The 23,435-nt window shown below is 50.8% G+C and carries 16 protein-coding genes; 6 read left to right on the top strand and 10 right to left on the bottom strand.

Translation table 11 applies throughout. The features are described from left to right. Window positions 1-47: 47 nt before the first annotated feature. Window positions 48-2,042: a beta-glucoside-specific PTS transporter subunit IIABC gene (locus tag FD09_RS01465; protein ID WP_057817536.1), complete on the top strand. Its 1,995-nt coding sequence runs from the start codon at window positions 48-50 to the stop codon at window positions 2,040-2,042. A 25-nt stretch (window positions 2,043-2,067) separates the two neighbouring features. Next, a complete protein-coding gene (locus FD09_RS01460; protein ID WP_057817534.1) occupies window positions 2,068-3,555 on the top strand; it encodes a glycoside hydrolase family 1 protein in 1,488 nt (495 codons plus the stop codon). 82 nt (window positions 3,556-3,637) lie between these two features. Here FD09_RS01460 and FD09_RS01455 read toward each other — a convergent pair whose 3' ends face one another. After that, window positions 3,638-4,228: an LPXTG cell wall anchor domain-containing protein gene (locus FD09_RS01455; RefSeq protein ID WP_057817532.1), complete on the bottom strand. Its 591-nt coding sequence runs from the start codon at window positions 4,226-4,228 to the stop codon at window positions 3,638-3,640. Continuing rightward, the gene (locus tag FD09_RS01450; RefSeq protein ID WP_057817530.1) at window positions 4,185-8,567 is read right to left on the bottom strand and encodes a phosphodiester glycosidase family protein; all 4,383 of its coding nucleotides are present in this window, start codon (window positions 8,565-8,567) and stop codon (window positions 4,185-4,187) included. Before FD09_RS01450 ends, FD09_RS01455 begins: the two co-directional genes overlap by 44 nt. 307 nt (window positions 8,568-8,874) lie before the next feature. Between FD09_RS01450 and FD09_RS01445 the strand changes: the two genes are divergently transcribed. Both FD09_RS01445 and FD09_RS01440 read left to right on the top strand, forming a co-directional pair. After that, window positions 8,875-11,658, top strand: a complete 2,784-nt coding sequence (locus FD09_RS01445; protein WP_157053643.1) for a lectin-like domain-containing protein — start codon at window positions 8,875-8,877, stop codon at window positions 11,656-11,658. 146 nt (window positions 11,659-11,804) lie between these two features. Beyond that, window positions 11,805-12,584, top strand: a complete 780-nt coding sequence (locus tag FD09_RS01440; protein ID WP_235812183.1) for a DUF1828 domain-containing protein — start codon at window positions 11,805-11,807, stop codon at window positions 12,582-12,584. Here FD09_RS01440 and FD09_RS16880 read toward each other — a convergent pair. After that, window positions 12,571-12,702, bottom strand: coding sequence for a hypothetical protein (locus FD09_RS16880; protein ID WP_268873275.1), 132 nt, complete (start codon window positions 12,700-12,702; stop codon window positions 12,571-12,573). The two genes, FD09_RS01440 and FD09_RS16880, sit on opposite strands and share 14 nt — an antisense overlap. Before the next feature lie 282 nt (window positions 12,703-12,984). Between FD09_RS16880 and FD09_RS01435 the strand changes: the two genes are divergently transcribed. Then, complete coding sequence (locus tag FD09_RS01435) at window positions 12,985-13,848, top strand: SAM hydrolase/SAM-dependent halogenase family protein (protein WP_057817524.1); 864 nt, start codon at window positions 12,985-12,987, stop codon at window positions 13,846-13,848. A 132-nt stretch (window positions 13,849-13,980) separates the two neighbouring features. Here FD09_RS01435 and FD09_RS01430 read toward each other — a convergent pair whose 3' ends face one another. From FD09_RS01430 to FD09_RS01410, 5 genes are all read right to left on the bottom strand, one after another. After that, complete coding sequence (locus FD09_RS01430; RefSeq protein WP_057817522.1) at window positions 13,981-15,378, bottom strand: aspartate ammonia-lyase; 1,398 nt, start codon at window positions 15,376-15,378, stop codon at window positions 13,981-13,983. Between the two features lie 402 nt (window positions 15,379-15,780). Beyond that, on the bottom strand, window positions 15,781-16,830 hold the full coding sequence (locus FD09_RS01425; protein ID WP_057817520.1) for a LacI family DNA-binding transcriptional regulator: 1,050 nt from the start codon (window positions 16,828-16,830) through the stop codon (window positions 15,781-15,783). 89 nt (window positions 16,831-16,919) lie between these two features. After that, window positions 16,920-17,735: a carbohydrate ABC transporter permease gene (locus tag FD09_RS01420; RefSeq protein ID WP_057817518.1), complete on the bottom strand. Its 816-nt coding sequence runs from the start codon at window positions 17,733-17,735 to the stop codon at window positions 16,920-16,922. 17 nt (window positions 17,736-17,752) lie between these two features. Beyond that, a complete protein-coding gene (locus FD09_RS01415; protein WP_057817516.1) occupies window positions 17,753-18,652 on the bottom strand; it encodes a carbohydrate ABC transporter permease in 900 nt (299 codons plus the stop codon). A 12-nt stretch (window positions 18,653-18,664) separates the two neighbouring features. Beyond that, window positions 18,665-19,939, bottom strand: coding sequence for an ABC transporter substrate-binding protein (locus tag FD09_RS01410; protein ID WP_057817514.1), 1,275 nt, complete (start codon window positions 19,937-19,939; stop codon window positions 18,665-18,667). Window positions 19,940-20,144: 205 nt separating this feature from the next. On the opposite strand from FD09_RS01410, the gene FD09_RS01405 reads away from it, so the two are divergent. Then, on the top strand, window positions 20,145-21,689 hold the full coding sequence (locus tag FD09_RS01405) for an alpha-galactosidase (protein ID WP_057817512.1): 1,545 nt from the start codon (window positions 20,145-20,147) through the stop codon (window positions 21,687-21,689). 61 nt (window positions 21,690-21,750) lie between these two features. On the opposite strand, the gene FD09_RS01400 is transcribed toward FD09_RS01405, so the two are convergent. Then, window positions 21,751-22,692, bottom strand: coding sequence for an ROK family protein (locus FD09_RS01400; protein ID WP_083487415.1), 942 nt, complete (start codon window positions 22,690-22,692; stop codon window positions 21,751-21,753). A 200-nt stretch (window positions 22,693-22,892) separates the two neighbouring features. Further along, window positions 22,893-23,366, bottom strand: a complete 474-nt coding sequence (locus FD09_RS01395; protein WP_057817507.1) for a hypothetical protein — start codon at window positions 23,364-23,366, stop codon at window positions 22,893-22,895. Between the last annotated feature and the right edge of the window lie 69 nt (window positions 23,367-23,435).

Below are 23,435 nucleotides of genomic sequence, written 5' to 3'. Positions count from 1 at the left end.
AATCGCCTTGGCTATTTTTATGGAATTAATCGAAAGGAATGAGAATTATGGATTATACCGATTTAAGTCATGCCATCATCCAGGGCGTCGGCGGCAAAGACAACGTCCGCAGCGTCGTCCACTGTGCCACCCGGTTACGGTTCAAACTACGCGACGTCAAGAAGGCCGCGACTAAAACACTGGAAAATACAGACGGCGTCATTACCGTCGTTCAGTCTGGCGGTCAATATCAGGTCGTTATTGGCAATAATGTGGCCGATGTCTATGACAATTTGATCAAGGTCGGCGGTTTTGCGGACGGCGGTGTCGTGGATGCCGATGAAGAAGACAGCAAAGAGCATCTGAGCTTGCTGGACAGATTCATTGATTTGGTCTCCAGCATCTTCTCCCCAATTCTGGGTGTGCTCTGTGCCACCGGGATGATTAAAGGCTTCGCCGCCATGTTCGTTGCTTTCGGTTGGTTATCATCTAAATCCGGCACCTATCAAATTCTGTATGCGATTGGTGACGAGTTCTTCTATTTCTTGCCTGTGATCTTAGGCTACACCGCCGCAAAGAAATTCAAATTGGATCACTTCGTTGGCCTAGCGATTGGGGCAACCCTGTGCTATCCCGCCATTGTCGCGATGAACAGCAGCTCCACCACCCTTTACACCTTATTTAAAGGGGCCATGTTCCAAGCGCCAATTCACACGACTTTTCTGGGCATGCCCGTGATTATGATGAACTACACGTCCTCCGTCATTCCTATTCTGGTGGCCGTATGGTTTGCCTCGGTTATTCAAAAACAGGCACGTAAATTCATTCCAGATGCTGTAAAAACTTTCTTAGTGCCCTTCACAGTTTTATTAATCACCATTCCTGTCACGCTATTATTCATCGGACCCCTAGCCACTTGGTTAAGTACTGGTGTATCGACTGCATTCTTGGCGGTTTACCACTTGAGCCCGATCATTGCCGGCATCCTGCTGGGCGGTTTGTGGCAAGTCCTCGTCATGTTTGGCCTGCACTGGGGCTTAATTCCAGTCGCCATGGCCAATCTGGCAACCTTGAAATATGACCCCGTACTGGCGCTGTCATTTGCTGCTTCATTTGCTCAAACTGGTGTCGTTTTAGCTTTGACTTTGCAAACCAAGAATCAAAAGACCCGCGCACTGGGTATCCCAGCCACCATTTCAGGCATCTTCGGAGTCACCGAACCAGCGATTTATGGTTTATCTTTACCGCGCAAACGTCCCTTCGTATTTAGTTGTATTGCTGGTGCTGTCGGCGGTGCCGTTATGGGCTTCTTCGGCAGTGCCAACTACATGATGGGCGGTCTGGGTATCTTCGGTATCCCCAGCATGATCAATCCGAAGACTGGCATTGATATGTCCTTTTACGGCATGCTGATTGCGATTGTCGTCGCGGCAGCATTGGGCTTTGGTCTGCAATTTGTCCTCGGCCGTAAATATGTCGATCCAATCACGAAAGCGACCGCCGCCACTCCGGCACCATCTGCAGAACCAGTATTGGCCGCAGCAGGCAACATCACCACTACGGCATCTAAAACAATTGTCACGCCTGAACAAACTGATATTGAATATAACGCGAGAGAGCAACTCACCAGCCCATTAGCCGGTAAAATTGTTCCGCTCAATGATATTGCTGATCCAGTATTTTCCTCTGGCTCCATGGGTAAAGGCATCGCCATTGATCCCACTGATGGGACACTGCGTGCACCCGCCGACGGTACCATTGCCCTCGTCTTCCCCACCGGTCACGCGGTTGGCTTAAATACTGACGCCGGCGCTGAAATCTTGATGCACATTGGCATGGACACCGTGCAATTGAATGGTGACGGCTTTGAAATTCTGGTCAAACAAGGTGACCGCGTCACACAAGGCCAGCCCCTTGTCCGCTTCGATATGGCCAAGATCAAAGCCGCCGGGTTTTCCTTAATCACGCCGGTGGTCGTGACCAACACGCGCCGCTACCATGACGTGCAGCCGTTCACCGGCTCGACCGTCACCACAGATCAACCCTTACTCACGTTATCCTAAACCCATTTCAGAAAGAGGTAATCACATGTATTCTAAACAAATCCCCACTGGCTTCCCGAAAAATTTTCTTTGGGGCGGTGCCACCGCTGCTAATCAATTAGAAGGCGGCTGGAATGTCGACGGCAAGGGCCTGACCACTGCTGAAGTGGTGAAAAAAGCCGAGACCCGCGAAGATTTCAGCATGAACCAAGTCACGACGGAAAGTATCGCTCAGGCCGCAGCTGATCCCACCGACAATGCTTACCCTAAACGCCGTGGTGTTGATTTCTATCATCACTATCAGGAAGACATTGCTATGTTAGCAGAAATGGGCTTCAAGGCCTTCCGCCTGTCCATCGCCTGGGCCCGCATCTTCCCCAACGGCGACGATGCCACGCCCAATGAAGCCGGCTTAGCTTTCTACGACAAGGTCTTCGCTGAGTGTCACAAGTACGGCATTGAACCAGTCGTCACAATTTCCCATTACGAAATGCCTTTAGCCTTGACACAAAAGCAAAACGGTTGGGCCTCCCGTCAAACCATTACAGCTTTTCTGCGTTATACGGAAACGTTGTTCAAGCGTTACAAAGGGGTCGTTAAATATTGGATGACCTTTAACGAAATCAACGCGATCACTGGCGGCTTCACGGGTACTGGTGCCGTTGATGCAGATTTGTCATTAAACGAAAAGGCCCAACTCCGTTTCCAAGCATTACATCATCAATTTGTCGCCAGTGCCAAAGCCGTGGCCCAGTGCCACGCCATTGATCCCAATGCGAAGATTGGCTGCATGCTGGCCCGGATGCAAACCTATCCGCAGACACCAAATCCAGAAGATGTGCGGGCGGCGCAACTGAGCGATCAGCTTAACTTGTTCTATACCGATGTCCAAGCTCGCGGTGAATATCCAGAATATATGAACCGCTATTTCCAGGAGAATCATATTACGTTGCAAATGGATCCTAATGATGAAAAGGTGCTCCGTGAGAATCCCGTGGACTACATCAGTTTCAGTTACTACATGTCCACAGTGACCAACGCGGATCAAGATGTTGAACATTTCCATGATGGCTTCGTATTTGGTGAAAAGAATCCGTATTTGCAGACGAGTGCCTGGGGCTGGCAGATTGACCCAGTCGGTTTGCGGATCAGTCTCAATGACATGTGGGATCGTTACCGTATTCCGCTGTTCGTTGTGGAAAATGGCCTTGGTGCCGAAGATAAAGTGACCAGTGACGGCAAAATTCACGACGATTACCGCATTGATTACTTGCGGGCACACATTGCCCAAATGCGCGAAGCCATTGAAGACGGCGTCCAACTCATGGGTTATACCACCTGGGGACCAATTGATCTGATTTCTGCTTCCACTTCCGAAATGAGCAAACGTTATGGTTTCATCTATGTGGATCAGGATGACGCTGGCAATGGTTCTCTGCGCCGGCTACGGAAAGACTCGTTCTATTGGTATAAACACGTCATTGCAACCAACGGTGCTGAATTGGATGCACCGGTGGCGACCGCAAAAGACTAAAATAATATTTTTGAGTGACAAATAAACCCATTCCAAACACCTTAATTGGCATTTGGAATGGGTTTTTATTTCTGCATTTAGTTTAATGCTTCGGTAACTTCTTGCGCCGCATAATGTCGTAAACGGTGAGGCCAAACAGGATCATCAATCCGCCAATCAACATGGCGTCGTGGCTGACTGCTTCACCAGTTTGGGGTAAAGTACCAGTCTTCGGCTTGGCCGATGACGATGATGCGCCTGTGGTGGTCCCAGAAGTGGTACCGCGACTGCTGGCTGCGGCACCGCTGTCGGTTTTGGTGCTGCTGGTGCTAGCGCTGCCCGCACCAGACTGACTTGAACTGGCACTACTAGCACTGCTGGAACTGCTTGAGCTGGAGCTGCTGGATAGTGGCTTCAAAGCCGCCATCGCTTGGGTCAAATCTTTGTTCAGCGCATCGACATGGCCTTGGTCGGCCTGGGTCAACGCGCCATCTGCCAGCATTTTTTGGGCGGACTGTAACTTCGTCTGGAACGCTGCTTGACCGGCAGTCTCATACTTCTTGAGATCAATGGCTTGGGCCTTCTTCACTGTGGCAGCCAGAGCGGTCTTGTCTGGAACTTTTTGCAGTGCTGCCTGGGCTTTAGTCAGATTAGTCAACGCTGTCGCCACATCTGTCGCGGTGGCATTGGGCATCCGCAAGTACTGCTTCAGCTTTGGTCAACGCCTGTTTGAAATCTGCTTGGCCAAGGCTACTGTAGTCTGCCAGCTGCACGGCTTGCGCGGCTCTCACTGCCTTAGTCAACGCAGATTTGTCCACGGTTGGCGTTGTCGGTGTGGTCGGAGTCGTGGGCGTCGTGGGTGTTGTGGCCTGCTGATGGGCGGTCAATTCGGTTTTATCCACCAAACTGCCATCTGGGTGCTGCGCCAGAATTTCCATCTTGTTGCCGTTCATGTGAATGGTGAGATAGACCTTTTCATTCTTGTCCTTCTGTACTACTGCAAAGGCATCCGGGTCATTGGGCTTAATATCATAAGTCTTGTCACCGGTGTGCCCAGCGGCAATGTAGACCGTGCCCTTGAGATTCTTTTTATTCGCCACCAACGGATACGTCCGGCCATAAGAGTGGTCGTGACCATTGAAGACCACATCAATCCCGAGTTCGTCACACACCGGCACCAGCATGTCGTGGAACAGCATGGATTGGGCATCGGCCGGGTTCTTGTTGTAAGCGGGTTGGTGGGTCACGATGATCTTCCAAGTCTGGTGAGACTTCTTGACATCTTGCCGCAGCCAGTCCATTTCCTTTTGCATCTCGTCTTTATTATCCGTCCAACCGAGCGACACAATGTGCAAGTTGCCGTAGTCGACGGAATAGGTACCGGTCTTGTTCGCTTCTGGACCGTTGGTATCGGGCAAGCCCAGCATGGCGGCAGACTTGGTACCGTCGTCGCCCATGTATTCGTGGTTGCCAAGAACGTGAATCATATCTTCCGAGTCAAAATCCGGGTGCTGGTTGAACATGGCAGCCGTGATATCGGCTTCGTTGAAGACGGTCTGGTCATCATCCCAGTCACCGACATGGATGGCAAAGGCGGATTTCACTGGATCATTTTCAATCCGGGTCAAAATCTTGCTGAAATCATCCAACCCGGTAGGATCGGTGACTTGGGTGTCGCCGAAAATGTTGAACGTCAAGTGATCACTATCGGTCAAAGTCGTAAAGGTGCGGGTGTCCGACCAATTTTTACCATCGCCCACCCGATAAAGATAAGTGGTGCCCGGCGTCAAGCCCGTTGCGGTGACACTGCTGAGCTCTACAGCACTGCCGTCCTCGCTGTAAGTGAGTAATTGGCGCTTGCCGGTGTAATCCTTGAACTCTGGCAACGCATTGGCGGCTGCAGCCGGCTTAACCGCCACTTGCATGATCGCTTTATTTTCACCCTTCAGTGGGTTGGTCATCCAAGTAATAGTCTTCTCAGTGGTCGGATCTTGGGTCGATCCGGCCAGCAAATTCACCGGCATAGCGGTCTTTTGCGCGGTATAGGATTGCGCATCGACAGGGAAGCTGTAATTGTCGTCCCTGCTCGCCTGCAAACTGTATTTCTGGACACTCTTAGTGAGGTCTTCACTGGCCAGTTCACCTTTAGCATCTGTCTTACCTAACACGATCGCTTTGCCGGCAGCACTGGTCATTGTGACTGTGGCACCCTCAACCGGTTGACCCGCGGCAGTCAGGACTTGGACCGTCCCTTTGGCGCCAACCACCAATTGTTTGGGACTGACTTGATATGCGGCCTGGACTGGCACGCTGCCTGGATTAGCCGCAAAGGTGCCAGTGGTGCCGTCGGCAAAGGTGGCGGTGCCTTTTGTCAAACTATCGGTAAACTTGGTTCCGGCAGGTGTCGTTTCCGGCACACTCACCTGAATCTGGGCCAGTGTATCGGCCTGTTTGGCGCCGCCTTGATTCTGGATGGTCAGCGTCAGGTCACCTGTGTCTTTGTTGTATTGATACGTACTGCCGGCCGCGCTCTTAGCAAAGATGACCTTTTTCACCGGGAAGCCTTGCCCCAAGTTGATAGTGGCGGTCGCCTCTTTCACATTGGCCACGTTATCCGCCGTCAGATTCATCTGATAGGTGCCGCCCAGCGGTGCATTGCTTCCTTGACCGGCCAGGCCCAGGCTTGTACCGTTCCCAGTTTTTACCGTAAAGTACGCATCTTGATCGGTTTCATTACCAAAATTATCTTGCACGGCGACTTTGACATGATGCACGCCATCGGCCCATTGATAACCGGACAATGTGAAGGTGCCATCTTTATCGTAAGAATAGTGACCTTTCGCATTGGTATATTCCGTCCCGTCGACCCAAATGCGATTCTTGTCCCAGTTGATGCCGCTGGCATGGGGATCGCTGGTGTCGTCATGGATCGCCGTGGTGATATTCACCTGGCTGTTGGTGTAGGTCTGGTTGGCGACATTAATACGGTCCACGATCGGCGACTTCGTGTCATCGGTCAGTTCCTTGGTATAGACAAAGCGGAAATTGTCGAGGTAAATGCTGCCTTTCGTCATGGGATCACCGTTGAGCAGTCCGGACTTCAGACACATCACGCTTAGTGCGTACCCGCCGGACATCAATTTATAGGGTGCTTTGTGTCCCTCGGGAATCGGGAAAGACACATATTTCCAACCAAGCCAATTGATTGCCCCAATGGACCCGCTCTGGCCGGGTTGCGTCGGCAGGTAAATGCCAAAGCCGACGCCGTTCGCATCCTCTAACCCGGACCATAACTGCAGACCTTGGGACTCCGGCGTGCCATAGACCCACACACCCACCGAATCCGGGGTCCCCGGGGCGTACTTTGTATCGTTTGGCCCCGCATAAGTAATCAACGTGCTGCTCTTTTGCCCAGTGGTGAAGTCAAAGTTCATTTTCACCGCGTGCTGGCCAAACCGGACCGGCGAATCCGGCGCAGTGCTGGTATCCAAGGAGACTGTTTCGCCTCGGGAACCGGCGCTGCTGGTCCAATATTTATCCAGTGCCTTTTTATCTGTGAGATTCTCGGCATCTTCCACGACGACGGGATCTTGGCCCACCGTGACGTTGAGGTGCACGGCCAGCTTGGTGTGGTTGAACTGCACATCAATCGTACCGTGAGTTTTACCCGTCGTCGCATGGAACTTGTTGGCCGCGTCCACGGTGCCGAGGTCCTTGGCAATGGTCCAGGTCAGATCCTTGGGTCCATATTGGACGGTTTGCCCTTTATAGGACGCCGTGATACCCAAGTCAGTGACTGCGCCAGGTTCCAACGTTTGATCGGTATTGGTGGTCGCGAAGGTGTCTGGATATTCCAGGTCAATGGTACTGCTGCCGACAACTTTCCCATTGAAAGAAAGGTTAGCCTTCACTTGCCCGGCTTTCCCATTGCCTTGGAACACCCCAGTAGTGGGATTAATACTGCCCATGGCGGCATCGGCCAGGCTCCAGGTCAAGCCGCTGGTGGGTAGCGGCGCCGAGTAACCGGCGGCATCCACTCCCTTGGCCGTGAACGTCACACTGGACTGGGGCGTGTAGACTTGATTGGCCGGGGAAACGGTGGCACTCGTGAACTGGTGGGTAGCCGCTTCATTCGAAACAATCAGCCAGGAATTCGCCACGTCCCGCTCGTTGCCGTCGGAGGGACTATTTTTCAAAGACAGGGTATCCGTCCCCAGTGTCCGGGAGACATACGTCGTCGAACCGCCGCCATCCAGATCCACGGCATTGACTGCACCCTGTTCCTTCATCAGCTCCGCCAAGTTGCTCATGGATATTCCACTGGAAAACGGTGCTTGCTGTCCGTCAATCGTGACGAAGAAAACGGACCCGTCGGCCTTGATACCGACAGCGGTCCGGGCCGCATTATCGGTACTGATCGCGGTGGTGTCTTTAATGGCGCCATTTTGCACCAGCATGTTTTGCGCGCCCAGGGCCTGTTGGAGCTGACCCTTGAGTTGCGTGTATTGGGCCTGCGTGCCGATGACCGCCGTGCCGTCCTTTTTCACCCCAAAGAAAGATTCATCAAGACTGGTGGCCGCATGAATCTGTACCCCATCCTTGACGACATTGCCTTGGGGTTCACCGGTGCTCATGTTGAAGAAATCGGCATTGACCCCGGCCACCACTTTGCGGCCTTTGGCAATCGCCGCATTGGCTTCTGCCCGGACGGATTGCAAGCCGAAACTCGTACCGTCATTGGGCGTCCCGGCCACCAGCTGGGTGTTCTTATTATGGAGATCGACTGAGACAGAAAAGAAATTAGTGCGGGCTCCTTTGGCATCGTTATAGACCACATGCCGTTCGGTCACGCCGGATGCCAATTGATCCTGGGTATCGCTAGTAATCGACTTCATGACCGGTGCAGCGGGTGTCGTGGCCGTTTGAGCGGCCGCCTGGGCCGTGGAAAAAGCCGGCGCTGCCAAACTTGCTTGTCCCACTGTGAGACACGCGGCGAGGACAATCGAACCAATCTTCTGGACTCTATTTCCCATCAGAAATTTTTGCTCCCTTGAATAGGTTTAGGCCAATTCCCACCACCAGCAATCTCCCCGGACCCCGACCGGCGGCACAACAAGCCTTTTTTAGTGTACGGGACCCATGTAAAAGGTTGTCGGCCATTCCGTCACAATCCAGTAAAAAGTGGGAAACGGTGCCACTTTTTCAAACCCGAACGATGCTTATCGAATACAAAAATAAAGTTGGCGTGTTAAAATTGCCGCGTGTAAATTTATGATGCACATATGCGACTGTGGGCAGTATTATCTTGGGTCCCAGTCTCATCAATATGGGGGGATTCTTTTGGAAAAAAGAAGGGTTGTCACGGGGCGTCGTGACGTTCAAAATCGGTGGCCGTTAATGGTCACCGTGTGTTTCACGTTTTATGTCATCAAGTGTTTGGTGCGCCTGAATACGGCCCAGGCGGCGACCGTATTGGACGCCATGGCGCCGTTACTGCAGGCAAATCAAGTCACACAGCAATTACTCGCCAGTGGACCTAGCGGTAATCAGGTCAATATTGGCGACAATCAGTCACAAGATTTCTTTGCGCCCACTGGTGACGCCAAGATCTACACCGATGCCGACGGGAATTGGAGCCAAATCCGGTTGACCCCGGCACTGGCGTACAAAAAAGGCGCGGTCACGCTGAATACGCGGATCGATATGACCCAGGACTTTTCCTTTAACTGGCAGGTCTTGATGAAGGCCTCGGTGGATAGTCCGAGTGCGACCATGGCCGATGGGATCGGGTTTGCCTTGCATCCCACCTATACTGCCAACGAACTGGGACCAAACCAAACTGTTGCCCAAGCGCTTAATTCCATTGGCTCTGCTGGGGGCAACCTGGGCACTGCCGATTTGATGAACGCGTTCGGGTTTAAGCTGGATTCCTATTGGAACTGGGGCAACGATGCCCAAACGGTCGGGCGAACCGGTTCAATTTCCGGATCATTTTATAAGGACCCCCGCCATGACAATGCGGCCAACGGGGACGCTTATGCGACTTGGGATAATCGGATCGATGGGCAGGTGGACAACCGCATTCCGCAAAACAATACGACTCAATGGGGCCCTTACGGCATGCTGACCAAAACCGATGGGACCGGGTATCTGACCAACACAGCCAGCGATACCGGGTCAGCGGTCTCCGAGACGCCGCTGAACGGCGCCGCTGCCACTTCCGTCAATTTATTAAGTGGTAATTGGGCCGGATTAAATATTGTGTATAATGCCGCTCAGCATCAACTCGCAGTGACATTAACAGACCTGCACGATACCCGCCGGACGATGACATGGCGGCGTACATTAACGGCTCCAGAAATTGCCTTGATCAATCAGAAGCGGTATTACGCCTTCATGATCCAAGGTTCCACCGGTGCGCGCTACGCCGAACAATCGGTGCAACGGCTGCGGGGCTATTTCACGCCGGAAAATCCGACGTTGTTGGTCCGGAAAGTCACCACCAACGGCATGTCGGTGGCCGACACGCAGACCTTTACCCAGACCACGGTGAAGAAAACAACCGCGCCAGTGCAGATTACGTCCGCAATAGACAACAATAATTTTCAAGGGGTGCTGTCGCATATTCTGTTCACAACGTACGATGCGAATGGCAACCCCGTCACCAAACGGGTGAATATCGCCACGAATAAGGACGGCTTTGATCGGACGATTGACCAGTGGTCTTACACCGTGGATCCGACGAAGTACACATCATTGACCATCGTGACTTATGTTTATCGACGGACCACCAATATTCCCACGATGACCCTCAGTTATGCCGGGGCAGCGGGAAATGGGACTTATGCACTGCCGCCGAATGGCGATGTGAACGTCACTGCGTCGATCACGAATCCCGCGACCGGTCCGGCCACTTGGATGGGCGTTTACGCTCTGGATCAACTGCCCAGCAGTTTGCAGCTCAAAACCGGTAGTAATCCCAATGTCAGTCAGGCTGGCAACCAGTTGAAAATCAATTTTGGGGCCATTGACCGGGGACAAACCGTCACGACGGCTTTCACACTTCACTATTCAGGGACCCTGCCCGCCACGCTTTATCCCACCGGTGTATCAGCGGACAGTAACGGGATGAGTTTGGGTCATAGCGCTTATATTTATGACCAATCACCGGAATTGATCGATGCGGCGGGTAAGCGAGTGGACGGTTCTTATTACTATGTGCCGGGAACCTTAGATGCGCCGTTAGCCGCGGAAAAGTTGAAAGAATCGCCGATTATCACCGACTATATTAATCTTGATCCCGGCAATTTTGTGCCGCACATTGGTAACGCTCAGCCGGCTGCCAAAGCGCTCTTCCACTATTGGGACATTACTAGTCCCGGGGCAACGACGATGGATCCAATTTTGACAGGCCATCCCACCCAGGAAATTACCGGGACTACCGGCGGTACGCTTTCCGGTCTGCTCGCGGACCCCATCGCCAATGCGCCCCAACCTACTGTATTGGCGGATTACACGTATCTGGGATATTACGAATTCACCGGCAGCGGTACCACCAGCACCTGGCACGACGCCAAGGGTGCCACAGCGCCTACTTTCTATTACCAGGCCAATGCCACGAGCGCCACGCCGCAACAGATTGCGTATATCTATCGACCCAGTACGCAAAAATATCTGGCGATCACACCGCCGAATATTAATTTTGGCAAGCGACCAGCCACGGCGGCCAGTCAGGGCAATTTGTGGCTGCCCTCCCAGGTCGGTGTCCAGGCTGTGGTGACGGATACTCGGCCGCACACCGGCATTCCGGCCAGTACCGGTGGCTGGCAGGTGAGCATCACCGCCACCGGTCCGATGCGCGGGGTATCTAGCCATGCCACTTTGGTCGGGGCAAAAATTACTTTTGCGACTGCGGGTGCTGATATTAGTACTGGCTTCACCGGCCGAGCAGCGACCTTAGCATTGGTCAATGGCGATACCCACATTCTGGCCCAGTCATCGGTTTACGGCTCGCGGAAGCTGAATTGGGGATCGTTGGGCGTGCAGTTGAATGTACCGCAACAGGCAATTACGCCGGATACGTATCAGACGACGATTACGTGGTCAGTAACGGATGGCTTGTGAGTACTTCACATCAACGCACCAAATTCACGTATTTAACTATTGAGGGCAACGATCCTGTTGCTCTGTTTTTTGTTAAACGCGTAGTTTACCACATGATATAATCAAACAATCGTTGATATTTAACGGGACGCTCGAATGGAAAGGTGATGCTTGAAATGATGACCGACCAATGGATTACAGATTATACAATGTGGCTGCGTAAACAATATCATGTTGAATCACTTCCAGATGGGGATGAGGTCACTACGCCTTTCACTAATTCACTTGGTGATAACATCCAACTTTTTATGATTCCATCAACAAAGGACGGCGAATTCTTGCTGACTGATGAAGGTAATACCATCAATGATCTAGAGTTGTTGGGAATCAACATGAACAATGATACCCGGTCAGAACTTCTTTCAAGCATTGTGCAACAATATCAGGTCTCTTTGGATAAGGAGGGGGTGCTCAGTGTCTCTGGCCCTATCAAGAATTTTCCTGTCTTGAAGCAACATCTCTTACAAGCTGTTTTACGCATTGACGACTTGTCGCAAACACGTAAAGGCGTCGTATCAAATATCTTCAGGCAAGAAGTGGGCGACTACCTTTCCAAAAACGAATTTGAAGTACTACCCAATTATCCCATTCAAGGGAGAACAGGCAATCCTTATCATATCGACTATGCCATCGGTGGTACAGAATCCAAACCTTTGCGCCTAATACAGGTTGTACCAAGACCAAGTTTCGATCGTGTGGCGGCTGAAAGTGTGACTTTTGATGACATTAAAAAAAACGAAGCTTTAAACAGCCATCGAATCACCTATACGATTATTTTTAATGACGAGACGAGCAAAGTGTCAAAGTCGGCGTATAATATTGCTTCCCGTTATGGTACGGAAATCGTGCCTTGGAGTGATAAAAAGCAGCTGTTCAATCTCCGTTGAAGCGGACAGAATCAAAAGCTTCCTTCGCCATTTGATTGTTGATCACTGTTTTCGTAGACATGAGTGGCGCTTTTACCGTTGTCATTCCGAACAAATTAAAATCCACTTCAGTTGACATTCGTGCTATCCTCCGCTATTCTTTCCTCAATCAAGCAATTGCGGGTCAGAAATAGTAACCGAGCCACCTGATATCCAGAGAGTTGTGGGGACGCTGAAAACCACGCTGTCAGGCCGCGGTGAATGAATCTGAAAAACGCACGGACCGCTGCTCCTTACGCAGCTTTTGAGGGGCTTTGAATGCAAAGCAAATCAGGTGGTACCGCGCGTTGGCGTCCTGTCTAGTCTTTTAGACGGGGCGCCTTTTTTGCACCCGTAAAAGTGAAAAAGGAGTGATTGAGTTATGGCCAAGTTAGTGTTGCAAACAGATTTTGGGCTCGTCGATGGAGCAGTGGCGGCCATGTACGGGGTGGCCTTCCAAGTGAATCCAGATTTGGGGATCTATAACCTCACCCACGAAATCCCACCGTATGACATTTTTGCCGCGTCGTACCGGCTCTACCAAACCGTCAAATATTGGCCCGCCGGCACCGTCTTTGTCTCTGTGGTTGACCCCGGCGTGGGCAGCGATCGACGCAGTATTGTGGCCGAAACCAACGATGGCCATTACATCATCACGCCGGACAACGGCACCTTAACGCATATCGCGACCTATATTGGATTAAAAGGTATCCGCCAAATCGATGAAGTTAAAAACGCACTGCCTGGCAGTCAGGAAAGCCACACGTTCCACGGCCGCGATATTTATGCCTACAACGGAGCCAAATTAGCCAGCAGTCAAATCAGTTTCAACGACCTGGGCGAAAATTTGCCCATCGCCGAAATCGTCAAATTACCGTTGGGTGAAGTGACTCAACAGCCCGGCCAAGTTTCTGGGACGATCGACATTCTGGACATCCGTTTCGGTTCGCTGTGGACGAATATCTCGCTTCATGCATTTCACGAACTCAATATTCATACCGGTGACCGCGTTTTGGTCTCCATTTATCACCACGATCACCTGCGTTATCAAAACCAGATGCCGTTCACCCGCACCTTTGCGGCAGTCCGCGTCGGTGAGCCGCTGGTCTACGTCAATTCATTGATCAACATCGGCGTAGCCATCAACCAAGATTCATTCTCCGACGTCTATCGCATTGGCACCGGGATCAATTGGCACATCACGTTTGCCAAAGCCCCCGCCGCGCCCGTCATTATTGAAGAATAATTGTTTCATCACATGACAATGCCACAAGTAAATGGTGCTCAGTTCGATAGCTCGTTTCAAATAAAAAAGCCTCTTGCCCCAGCTGCGTGTGATGAGCGGGTAAACAAGAAGCTTTTTTATTACAGAAAAGAATTAACGCTGCGTTTCAAACCGTGATTGCGTCGTCGGCACTTGATTGGTCATCACGGCCGGCGAAAACAGCCGTTCCACCAGATCTGGATCAAGCAGTTTCTTAGCTTTCAACAGTGTCTGCACACTGACACCCTTTGCCAAGGCCTCTTTCACCAAAAAAGTGGTTTCCACATAGCCGAGATAAGGGTTCAGGACAGTGGCACTAACTGCGGAATGATGGACATTCTTTTCACACTGGGCAACGTTCACTGTCAGATCAGCGAGGCAGTTACGTACCAGCGTATCGATGGCATTGGTCAGGTAGCGCTCGTTTTGCAGCAAATCTCGGAACATGATTGGTTCAAAAGCGTTCAATTCCAGCTGGCCGGCTTCAGCAGCCATGCTGATGGTGAGGTCCTGCCCGATCACTTGGAAGGCGACCTGGTTGACAACTTCGGGAATGACCGGGTTGACCTTGCCGGGCATAATCGACGAACCGGCCTGTTTAGCAGGTAAGCGAATTTCGCTAAAACCAGCCTGCGGACCGCTGTTCAAGAGACGCAGATCATTACAGAATTTGGAGAGATCCACGGCTAAGACCTTCATCGCACTGGAAAAGGTCACGAAAGTATCCGTGTTCTGAGTGGCATCGATCATGTCTTCAGCCAATTCCAGATCCAAGCCGCTGGTCGTGTTCAGAGCGTCTACAATATGGCTGCGGTAATAGTCCGTCGCATTCAGGCCGGTACCAATCGCGGTGCCGCCAAGATTGACGGTATGTAGTGCTTCGGCAGCCGTGCGCAAACGGGTGACATCCCGACGAAAGAGTGAGGCATACGCGTGGAAGCTATTGCCGTAAGTCGTCGGAACGGCGTCTTCCAGCTGGGTACGGCCCACTTTCAGCACATCAGTATAGCGTTTCGCCAGATCCAGCAGTGTCGTAATCATCTTATCAATTTGTTGCAGCAACGGCGGCAACGCTTTAAGTATCGCCATCTTACCGGCGGTGGGATATGTGTCGTTGGTGGACTGACACTGATTCACATCATCGTTGATCTGTATCGTCACATTTTCCGCTAAACTCATGGCAGATTTCGCCACGACTTCGTTGACGTTCATGTTCACCGAAGTGCCGGCGCTGCCCTGAATGGCCGGGGCCACCAGGTCGTCTTGATGTTGACCCAGCAATAACTCGTTGCAAGCCGCAACAATTAACTTGGCCTTTTGCTCATTCAATGTACCGGCGCGATGATTCACGATTGCCGCAGATTTCTTGATTTGAATCAAGCTCTCAAAAATCAAACTGTCTGTACGTTCTTTGGCGATATCAAAGTTGTGCAATGCCCGAGTGGTGTTGATGCCGTAAAGTACGTCGTCCGCCACTGGTAACTTGCCAATACAATCCTCTTCGAGATGCATAACGATCTCCTCCCACGTATATACCAATAATTCTCAATCAGTATACCAAAGTTTAGAGAACACGCAATGGGATTTGTCAGGTTTGGTGACACGGAATCCATATTTAATAGTCGATGTTATTGAATTCTACTGTTGGACTATACCAGTTTTCCGGAGGGCGCGCTGAATTGGCGCATCGTCATTTTTATTGCCATCATCTCGAATTCACTCTTTACAATAACGAAGGAGAATCTTGTATCATGAGGACAGCAAAAAGGTGCCACCGGCAAGTGACACCCTTCGCAGAGTCGCTGAATAACGACTGGCAAAATGGGTAAAACTAACAATCAAGAAGCAATCGTCAGACTACGCCAATAGTCTACTGACGGTTGTTTTTTTGCCGTCAGGGCAGCAGCGCATTCGTTAACTCGTCTTTTCTTCCGATTTCCGACTATAGTCGTCACTCTCCCGCCCAATAATCTCCGTCGGCAATAACACCCGCAGCGGATAATCCCGCGTGCCCTGAATCCGCTCTGCCGCCATGCGCACGGCACTCTTCCCCATCTCATAGGGCCGCAATTTCACACTGGTCAAAGACGGTGTCAAATAATCTGCCACAGCAGAATTATCGAAAGAAATCACCGCCAGATCTTCGGGCATCCGAATATGAGCAGTATGCAGCTCGCGGTAAACACCGATGGCCAATGGATCAGAGGCCACGACCAACGCAGTGGGAAAGTCAGTCCGATCGTGGAAATGCTGAAGTAAATTTCGGGTCTGTTCCGCCCCATCCATATAGTCCCATCCACCAATAAACGAATGGCTGTATTGACCAAGATCGTGATCGTCCATCCATTGCTGATACGTTCGCAACCGCAAATCGCCTTCCGGGTGCCACACGATCTTCCCGCTCTCCAGCCAGGACATTGCCGCACCGCCAATGAAAGAAATCCGTTGATGTCCTTGTTTAGTGAGTCGCTCCAATACCGCAGTTGTAGACTGTTGAAAATCTGGATACACCGCGTCAATATTGGCCGGCCCATAGTAATCATCGACCAGCACGATGTTTTGATTGGCCGCATAGATCTTATCCAACCACGCATGTTCCAGTGTCCCCACAATCACAAATGCATCCAAGCCTTGCAGCATCATCGCGTCAATTTTATCGCCAATATGGTACGTTACGCCGATATCCAACGAATGCGCTTTGAGACCATCCAAAATTCCCAGCCGAATATCCCGGAAATAAGGATCATCATATTCATCACGTTCCGTCTTCGTCACCAACAACCCAATTCGCGTGGTTTTGCGCGACTTATTGGACCGTTTTACGTAATGCAGTTTTTCCACCGCTGCCAGAATTCGCCTTTTCGTCTCATCTGTAATCATCAAATCTGGATCGCTATTCAAAAACCGAGATGTCGTGGTTGCAGACACTTTTGCTTCTTTTGCCACATCGCGAATTCCTGCCATGCATAATCTCCTCCGTATTTTTCTTTTCAAATTATGTAAAAAACAGACGCGAGCTTGGCACTCACGCCCGTTCAGTGAACAGATTGATATTACAGCTTACCGCCGGTTGTGGCAATCCCTTGGATAAACTTCTTCTGGAAAATGATGAAGAGTACCAGCATTGGCCACACTGCCAATAACGAACCCGCCATCAATTGCGGGAAGTTGGTGGCGTACTGCCCTTGCAAGTTGGCCAGCCCCGCCGACAAGGTTGTCTTATCGACGGACGTCGTCGCAATCATTGGCCACATCAAGTCCTTGAAGGCAAACAATGCCGTGAAAATCGATAACGCCACGAGCCCTGAACGCACCAGCGGCAGCATGATTTTGAAGAAAATCGTCCAAATTGACGCCCCATCCAAAACCGCCGCTTCCTCCAATTCATTGGGAATCGTGAGGAAAAACTGACGTAGCAGGAATGTCCCGAACGCACTGACAAAGCCTGGCAGGATCAATCCCCAAACTGTATCAATGATGCCCAACTGTTGGGCTAACAGGTACTGGGGCGTGATGAAAATCTGACCCGGAATCATCATTTGCGCCAACACTAACCCGAAGAACAGGTTGCGCCCAGGAAAGCGCAGTCGGGCCGACGCATAGGCCGCCATGGCACTGGTGAGTACTGAGAAAAAGACCCGCCCAATAACCAACAGTAACGTGTTCAGATAGAACTTACCGAAGGGCAAAAGCGCCCAAACTGCCGAATAGTTGCTCCATTCAAATTTCTTAGGAAAAATTGTTGGTGGTACCTGGGTTGATTCCGTCAGGGTCTTCCCCGAAGTCAGAATCATCCAAACAAACGGCACGATCATCACCACTGCGCCGAGAATGAGCACCACGTGGACAAGCGGATGTCGTTTCTTCATCGCTGATTAGCCCCTTTCTAGTAGTACACCCATTTCTTCTGCAGCTTCAGTTGAATCGCCGTGATGATCAATATGATGCCCAACAATAACACCACGATCGCCGATCCATATCCTTTATCGTTCAAGATGAAGGAATATTTGTAGAAAAGATACGCCAGCGACTGCGTCTTGTACATGGCATCCGTGTTTTGCTGTACCATCATGAAGATCGAATCGAATACCTGGAAGGCACCGATGACCGTCGTCACCACTACGAAGAAAAGTGTCGGCGTGACTAAAGGCAGTGTGATGGTGAAAAACTGACGAATTGGACCCGCCCCATCAATTTCCGCCGACTCATAGTAATCATTAGGAATGTCCTGCAACCCCGCAATCAGCAGCACCATGTTGTACCCGATTGCACTCCACACACCCACGATAATGACAGTGTAGATAGCAATGTCCGGATCTGATAACCAGTTAATCGGTTTAATTCCGAAGTTTCCTAACATTTGATTGATCAGCCCATAGTTCGAGTTGAATAGCCATTTCCAAATCATTGCCACCGCCGCCGGGGCCGCGACCACCGGCAGAAAGTAGAGGGTTCGATACACACTGAGACCCTTGATCTTCTGATTCATCAAAACCGCGACGATTAAGGAAAAGACCACGATCAGCGGTACGGCGATGACCGAATATTTCAACGTGTTCAGTAACGACTGCCATACTTCTGGGTCAGCCATCAGCCGTTTGTAGTTGTCCAAGCCCGTCCACGTCATCCTGCCAAAGCCAGCCGACTTGTTGAAGCTCATATAGATCGTATCAATCGCCGGTTTGATGTTCAGCACAATCAAGCCAACGGCCGTGGGCAGAATGAACAGGTAGCCCCAAATAATCTCATTGACGCGATATTTTCCGATTCTCCGTTGGTGGTGCATTCAGAACACCTCCTACTCTTTACCCGCGAGGATCTTGTCGATACCTTTAGCGACTGTATCCGCAGTTTCTTGGGCGGTTTGCTTACCGGACATCATCTTACCCACTTGTTCGTTGGACAATGTTTCACATTTAATCGTGTTGGCATTGAATGGCCGCAGCACGCCGTACTTCAATTGCTCATTGAAGCTTTCAATGTGCGCAAAGGTCTTCTTGTACTTATCCGTCCAGCCTTGACCCAAGCCTTCATAAGCAGGAATTGAGACACCCAGATCGGATTGCATCGTATTGGCTTCCTTGGAGGCCAAGAATTTCAGGAACTTTTGGGCTTCTTTCGGATGAGTCGTCTTAGCAGAAATCCCCCAAGCCAAACCATTCGTGACTGTGGCTTGCTTCTTACCCTTGGGCAACGGCGCCACGTCAGCATTCTTGGCCGTATATTCGTTGGAAGCTAATTCTTCAGCACCCCAGTTACCGGCCATGATCATCGCTACTTTACCGGATTCAAACAAGTTGATCTGATCGGTCTGTTCCAGCACTTGGGCACTAGGCGAAACCTTATCCTTCAGCATCAAATCCTGATAGAATTGCAGCGCACCCACTGTGTTTTTGTCGTTGTAGTGTGACTTTTTCTCGTTCATACTCCAAATCTGACCATCATTTTGATAAATGAAATTGTAATAACCTGTTTCAGGTGCAGTTGCTGCCGCAAAACCGTAAACTCCCTTGGCCGCATTCGTCAGCTTCTTCGCATTCTCTGCAAAAGTTTCCCAGGTCCAAGTACCATCCGGATATTTCACGCCGGCCTGATCGAATAATGTCTTGTTGTACCACAGTCCAATATTGGTCACGTCTTTCGGCACGGCGTAATGCTTGCCTTTGTACATATAAAGCTTAGTCACACCGCTGTTGTAGTTGGAGAATTTGATATCGCCTTTTTTCGCCATATCTTCCAGACTCATCAGCATGTCGTTGGACATGTATTTATACGATTCGTTGGAGTGCATGGTCACCACATCAGGCATCTTCCCGCCCGTCGTCGCTGCTTCCATCTTGGTCCAGTATTGGTCCCACGGCGTTGTTTCCATCTTAATCTTGATGTTCGGATTGTCCTTCTCGAACTTGTCCGCCATCTTACGCAAACCCACGGCCTGCTTTGTGTCCCAACTGGCAAAAGACAAGGTGACTTTGCCGCTGCTGCTAGAACCAGCCGAATTACCGCTCCCACAACCAACCAACACTGCCGCTGCCAGCATCACAGTGATGCCGAGTAAACCGTTTCGCTTCATTTTGAGTCCCTCCTAGTTTTAAAACGCTTACAACTGAACTGATATCATCATACGTTCAGTAAACACTATTTGTCAACTGTTAAATTAAAAAGTTCACAGCTCTTCCTTGTCAGTCGTCTTTCAATGCCATATAATCACATTATCAGAATAATATTGTATTCTTGATTATCCACTAATTGTTCAGTGAACGAAAGGAGATTTAACAATGTCGCAATCCGTTTCACCCCCTGTGATGGGTTGGTCCTCCTGGAATCATTTTCGCCAAAACATCAACGAAACCGTCATTCTGGAAAGTGCGCAGGCCATGCACAAGTCAGGATTGGCGGCTGCTGGTTATCAATATGTGAATTTAGATGACTGCTGGCAGTCCTCCGACCGCGATGAGCAAGGCAATCTTCAATTTGATCTCAGTAATTTCCCCCACGGACGGCAAATGATTGATCAGATCCATGATCTGGACCTGAAAGTGGGACTGTACAGCTCCTGTGGTCCATTAACCTGCGAAGATATGCCTGCGAGTTACGGTCATGAGAAGCGCGATGCCGTCACTTTCACCAAACTCGGCATCGACTTTTTGAAATACGATTACTGCCACGTGGTGGATCTCACCACGGATGAAAAGTTGCTGAACGATGCGCCAGACATTATTGCCGTGACATTATTCAACACGGTGACAGATGAAACGTTGAATTTACCCTTGGGCACAGCCGCTTTGACAGGTGCTGTGCAACGGGCGGTGCAAGCCGATGGCACATTGGCCATTAGCGGTTTGGCCAATGCCGCTGGCCAACTGACTTTTGACACCGCCGGAATTGCCCCAGGTCAATATGTATTAACCGTGGTGTATCGCAAAACACACAGTCAAAATCGCAAGCTGCTCGTGGCCGACACCGGCGACAATGAATATGTGCTGCATTTCCCCCGATCCAGCGGCTGGAGTGCCAGCGGTCGCGTCCAAGTATTAATTACGCTAACCGCCGGCACGAAATACATCCAATTGCATAATCCAATCCGGGATCGGCGCACAGACGCGATATTACGCTACCGGACGATGGCGAACGCATTAAACCAGGCGCAAGCATCCAGCCAGCGCGAGACCCCTTTTGTCTATTCCGTTTGTGAGCACGGTCGTAATCGTCCTTGGGAATGGGCGCCCGCTTTTGCCGGGGCATACCGCATTCACGAAGACATCCGTAACAACTGGGACTCCGTGCGTGATTGTTACGAAAAGCTGTTATCTGTGCGTGCCTTGGCCACTGAAGGCAGTTACGCTGACCCGGACATGTTGGAAGTGGGCAACGGCGCATTGACGCCCGCCGAAAACATGACCCATTTCACGCTGTGGGCATTTCTATCCGCCCCCCTCGTATTGGGCAACGACATCCGGGATCAAACTGGCGACTGGCTGCCGGTGGTCACTAATGAAAAGGTGATTGCCGTTAATCAGTCGGCCCCGTTCTTACCCGCCGACCTAATCGATCTGGACGCGGATAACGATCAAGTGGATGTGCTGGCGAAATATCTCTCTAATGGACGAGCGGCATTATGTTTCTTCAACAAGAGCGATTTTCCAGAAGAATACACATTCGCATGGGAACAGCTGCCAGACACGATCCATGACATCGCCTACGCGTATACTGACCAGACAATCACCCCGCTTTGGCCGGATCAAAAATATTTAATCCAAGACGGCCAGATCACGATGACTTTGCCAGCGCATGGGGTAAGTGCGTTTCAATTAGAAAAGTAACGACAGCCACAAAAAAAGTTCGGACACGTTAAAACGCTCCGAACTTTTTCTAATGGCTAAATTATTGACGTAATTGTTGTTGTGCGTACGTCACTGCACCCAAGGCTGCCATCAAACGCCAATCCAACTTCGTGCGCGTTACCCCATCATCAACCAGCCGCATCGCTTCTGGATCAAGATGATCGGTTACCCGCAAGGCGAAAGTGGAATTCTCCACCACATAGCCGCCAACCACGACAGCCGCCGGGTTGATTGCTCGAATAAGGTTGGCAATCAACGTCGCAATACCGCGAGAAGCTTGCTCGACTACCATTTCCGCCACCGCATCACCGTCTGATAGTGCAGACATGATTTGCTTCATAGTCACACAACCCGTATCGTCCACTTGCAGGACCGTGCGCTCGCCTTGATCAATGAGGCGCTTGGCAACATTCGACATGCCGGTAGCGGAAGCAAAGGTCTCCACGCAGCCATACCGACCGCAGGTGCACTGAATCGGTGAGTTGAAATCAACTACCGTATGGCCAAACTCTCCGGCGTATTGATGCGTCCCATTGATAATCCGGCCGTGGTTCACCACCCGGCCGGCAATATGCGTCGCTACATCCAAATACACAAAATTCTGGGACTCCTGCCCAATGCCATGAGTTAGTTCAGCAAAGGCGGCCGCGTAAACCTTGTTCAACGCAAAGCACGGCAACTGATACCGCTCCTGCAGCATCGCCGCCAGCGGAATATTGTCCTTAATGAGGCTGCTCATACCAAACCAAGTACCTGAGGCTGGATTCACTTGCCCCACCGCGTCCACTGCAATGGCCGTGATATCCAACTCTTTCACCTGCTGGGCTTCATCAATCAAGTCCGTCATCGCTTGGAACGCGTTGGCCCGACTGGTTAAATCAGACGCCACCAACTTTTGAAACAACACTTCATCGGTGGCCGAAAAGGCGCACGCCATCGTTCTTGTTTCCCCGACATCAATTGCTAGAATTGCCCTGGTCATTGACTTGACTCCCTTCAGCCCGCGTGGGTTATTGGCACCGTATAACACGCTTACATAATCAGTGTAGCATGTTGCCCCAGGAGTTAGAAAGCCCACTAGATAAGAAAAGCCCCACGATTGCGTGGCGCTTTTCTAAATGCTGCAACAACTCACTTTCTCAGTGATTTCAGTATATCCAACGCTGGCGTGACAATCGCGAATCACTGCTCAGGATGGCGCATCTGGGCCCGATTACCTTTCACTTCGAAGTCCAAGGCACCCAATTGATCATCAATGATCCGCACCAATTTCTGCAGTGGCTTGGGATCATCAACTTGGCTGAGAAAGTCAGCGGTGGATTTATCATAATCATTCTTGTACTGCGTATTCAATGCCTTCCAATCAACGCCAGCAAACGCTTGGACGATTTTCTCTGAATTTGAGGGTAGGCCAATCTTATGCTGCTCAATTAACACCGCCACAATCGGATATCCCGCGTAATGTTGCCAATATGTGGCGTTGTCGTTGGCGGAGTAAAAGCCGTCCCCAAAACGGACCGTATACTGCTTACTGTGATCTGACGAAACAACCAGTGCTTCCCCTGGCTGATCGGCCGGGAATGTGACCCGTTTGTCTGCAATCGCACTCAAAGCTTCATAAATCTTGGCGATGGGTGTCGCTTTTCTATCTGCCATTGTTCAGACTTCCTTCCGAAGCAAAACCATTTATCCTGGATTGCCAGAAAATGGTTAGTATGTATGTAA

Source organism: Schleiferilactobacillus perolens DSM 12744, from assembly GCF_001435585.1.
Taxonomy (GTDB): domain Bacteria; phylum Bacillota; class Bacilli; order Lactobacillales; family Lactobacillaceae; genus Schleiferilactobacillus; species Schleiferilactobacillus perolens.
This window is presented reverse-complemented; position numbering and strand designations above follow the sequence as displayed.

Bases quoted from the DNA above. Each gene is read 5' to 3' on its own strand.
- FD09_RS01465 (WP_057817536.1), top strand. From the start codon at position 48: ATGGATTATACCGATTTAAGTCATGCCATCATCCAGGGCGTCGGCGGC.
- FD09_RS01460 (WP_057817534.1), top strand. From the start codon at position 2,068: ATGTATTCTAAACAAATCCCCACTGGCTTCCCGAAAAATTTTCTTTGG.
- FD09_RS01455 (WP_057817532.1), bottom strand. From the start codon at position 4,228: ATGCCCAATGCCACCGCGACAGATGTGGCGACAGCGTTGACTAATCTG.
- FD09_RS01450 (WP_057817530.1), bottom strand. From the start codon at position 8,567: ATGGGAAATAGAGTCCAGAAGATTGGTTCGATTGTCCTCGCCGCGTGT.
- FD09_RS01440 (WP_235812183.1), top strand. From the start codon at position 11,805: ATGCTTGAAATGATGACCGACCAATGGATTACAGATTATACAATGTGG.
- FD09_RS16880 (WP_268873275.1), bottom strand. From the start codon at position 12,702: ATGTCAACTGAAGTGGATTTTAATTTGTTCGGAATGACAACGGTAAAA.
- FD09_RS01435 (WP_057817524.1), top strand. From the start codon at position 12,985: ATGGCCAAGTTAGTGTTGCAAACAGATTTTGGGCTCGTCGATGGAGCA.
- FD09_RS01430 (WP_057817522.1), bottom strand. From the start codon at position 15,378: ATGCATCTCGAAGAGGATTGTATTGGCAAGTTACCAGTGGCGGACGAC.
- FD09_RS01425 (WP_057817520.1), bottom strand. From the start codon at position 16,830: ATGGCAGGAATTCGCGATGTGGCAAAAGAAGCAAAAGTGTCTGCAACC.
- FD09_RS01420 (WP_057817518.1), bottom strand. From the start codon at position 17,735: ATGAAGAAACGACATCCGCTTGTCCACGTGGTGCTCATTCTCGGCGCA.
- FD09_RS01415 (WP_057817516.1), bottom strand. From the start codon at position 18,652: ATGCACCACCAACGGAGAATCGGAAAATATCGCGTCAATGAGATTATT.
- FD09_RS01410 (WP_057817514.1), bottom strand. From the start codon at position 19,939: ATGAAGCGAAACGGTTTACTCGGCATCACTGTGATGCTGGCAGCGGCA.
- FD09_RS01405 (WP_057817512.1), top strand. From the start codon at position 20,145: ATGTCGCAATCCGTTTCACCCCCTGTGATGGGTTGGTCCTCCTGGAAT.
- FD09_RS01400 (WP_083487415.1), bottom strand. From the start codon at position 22,692: ATGACCAGGGCAATTCTAGCAATTGATGTCGGGGAAACAAGAACGATG.
- FD09_RS01395 (WP_057817507.1), bottom strand. From the start codon at position 23,366: ATGGCAGATAGAAAAGCGACACCCATCGCCAAGATTTATGAAGCTTTG.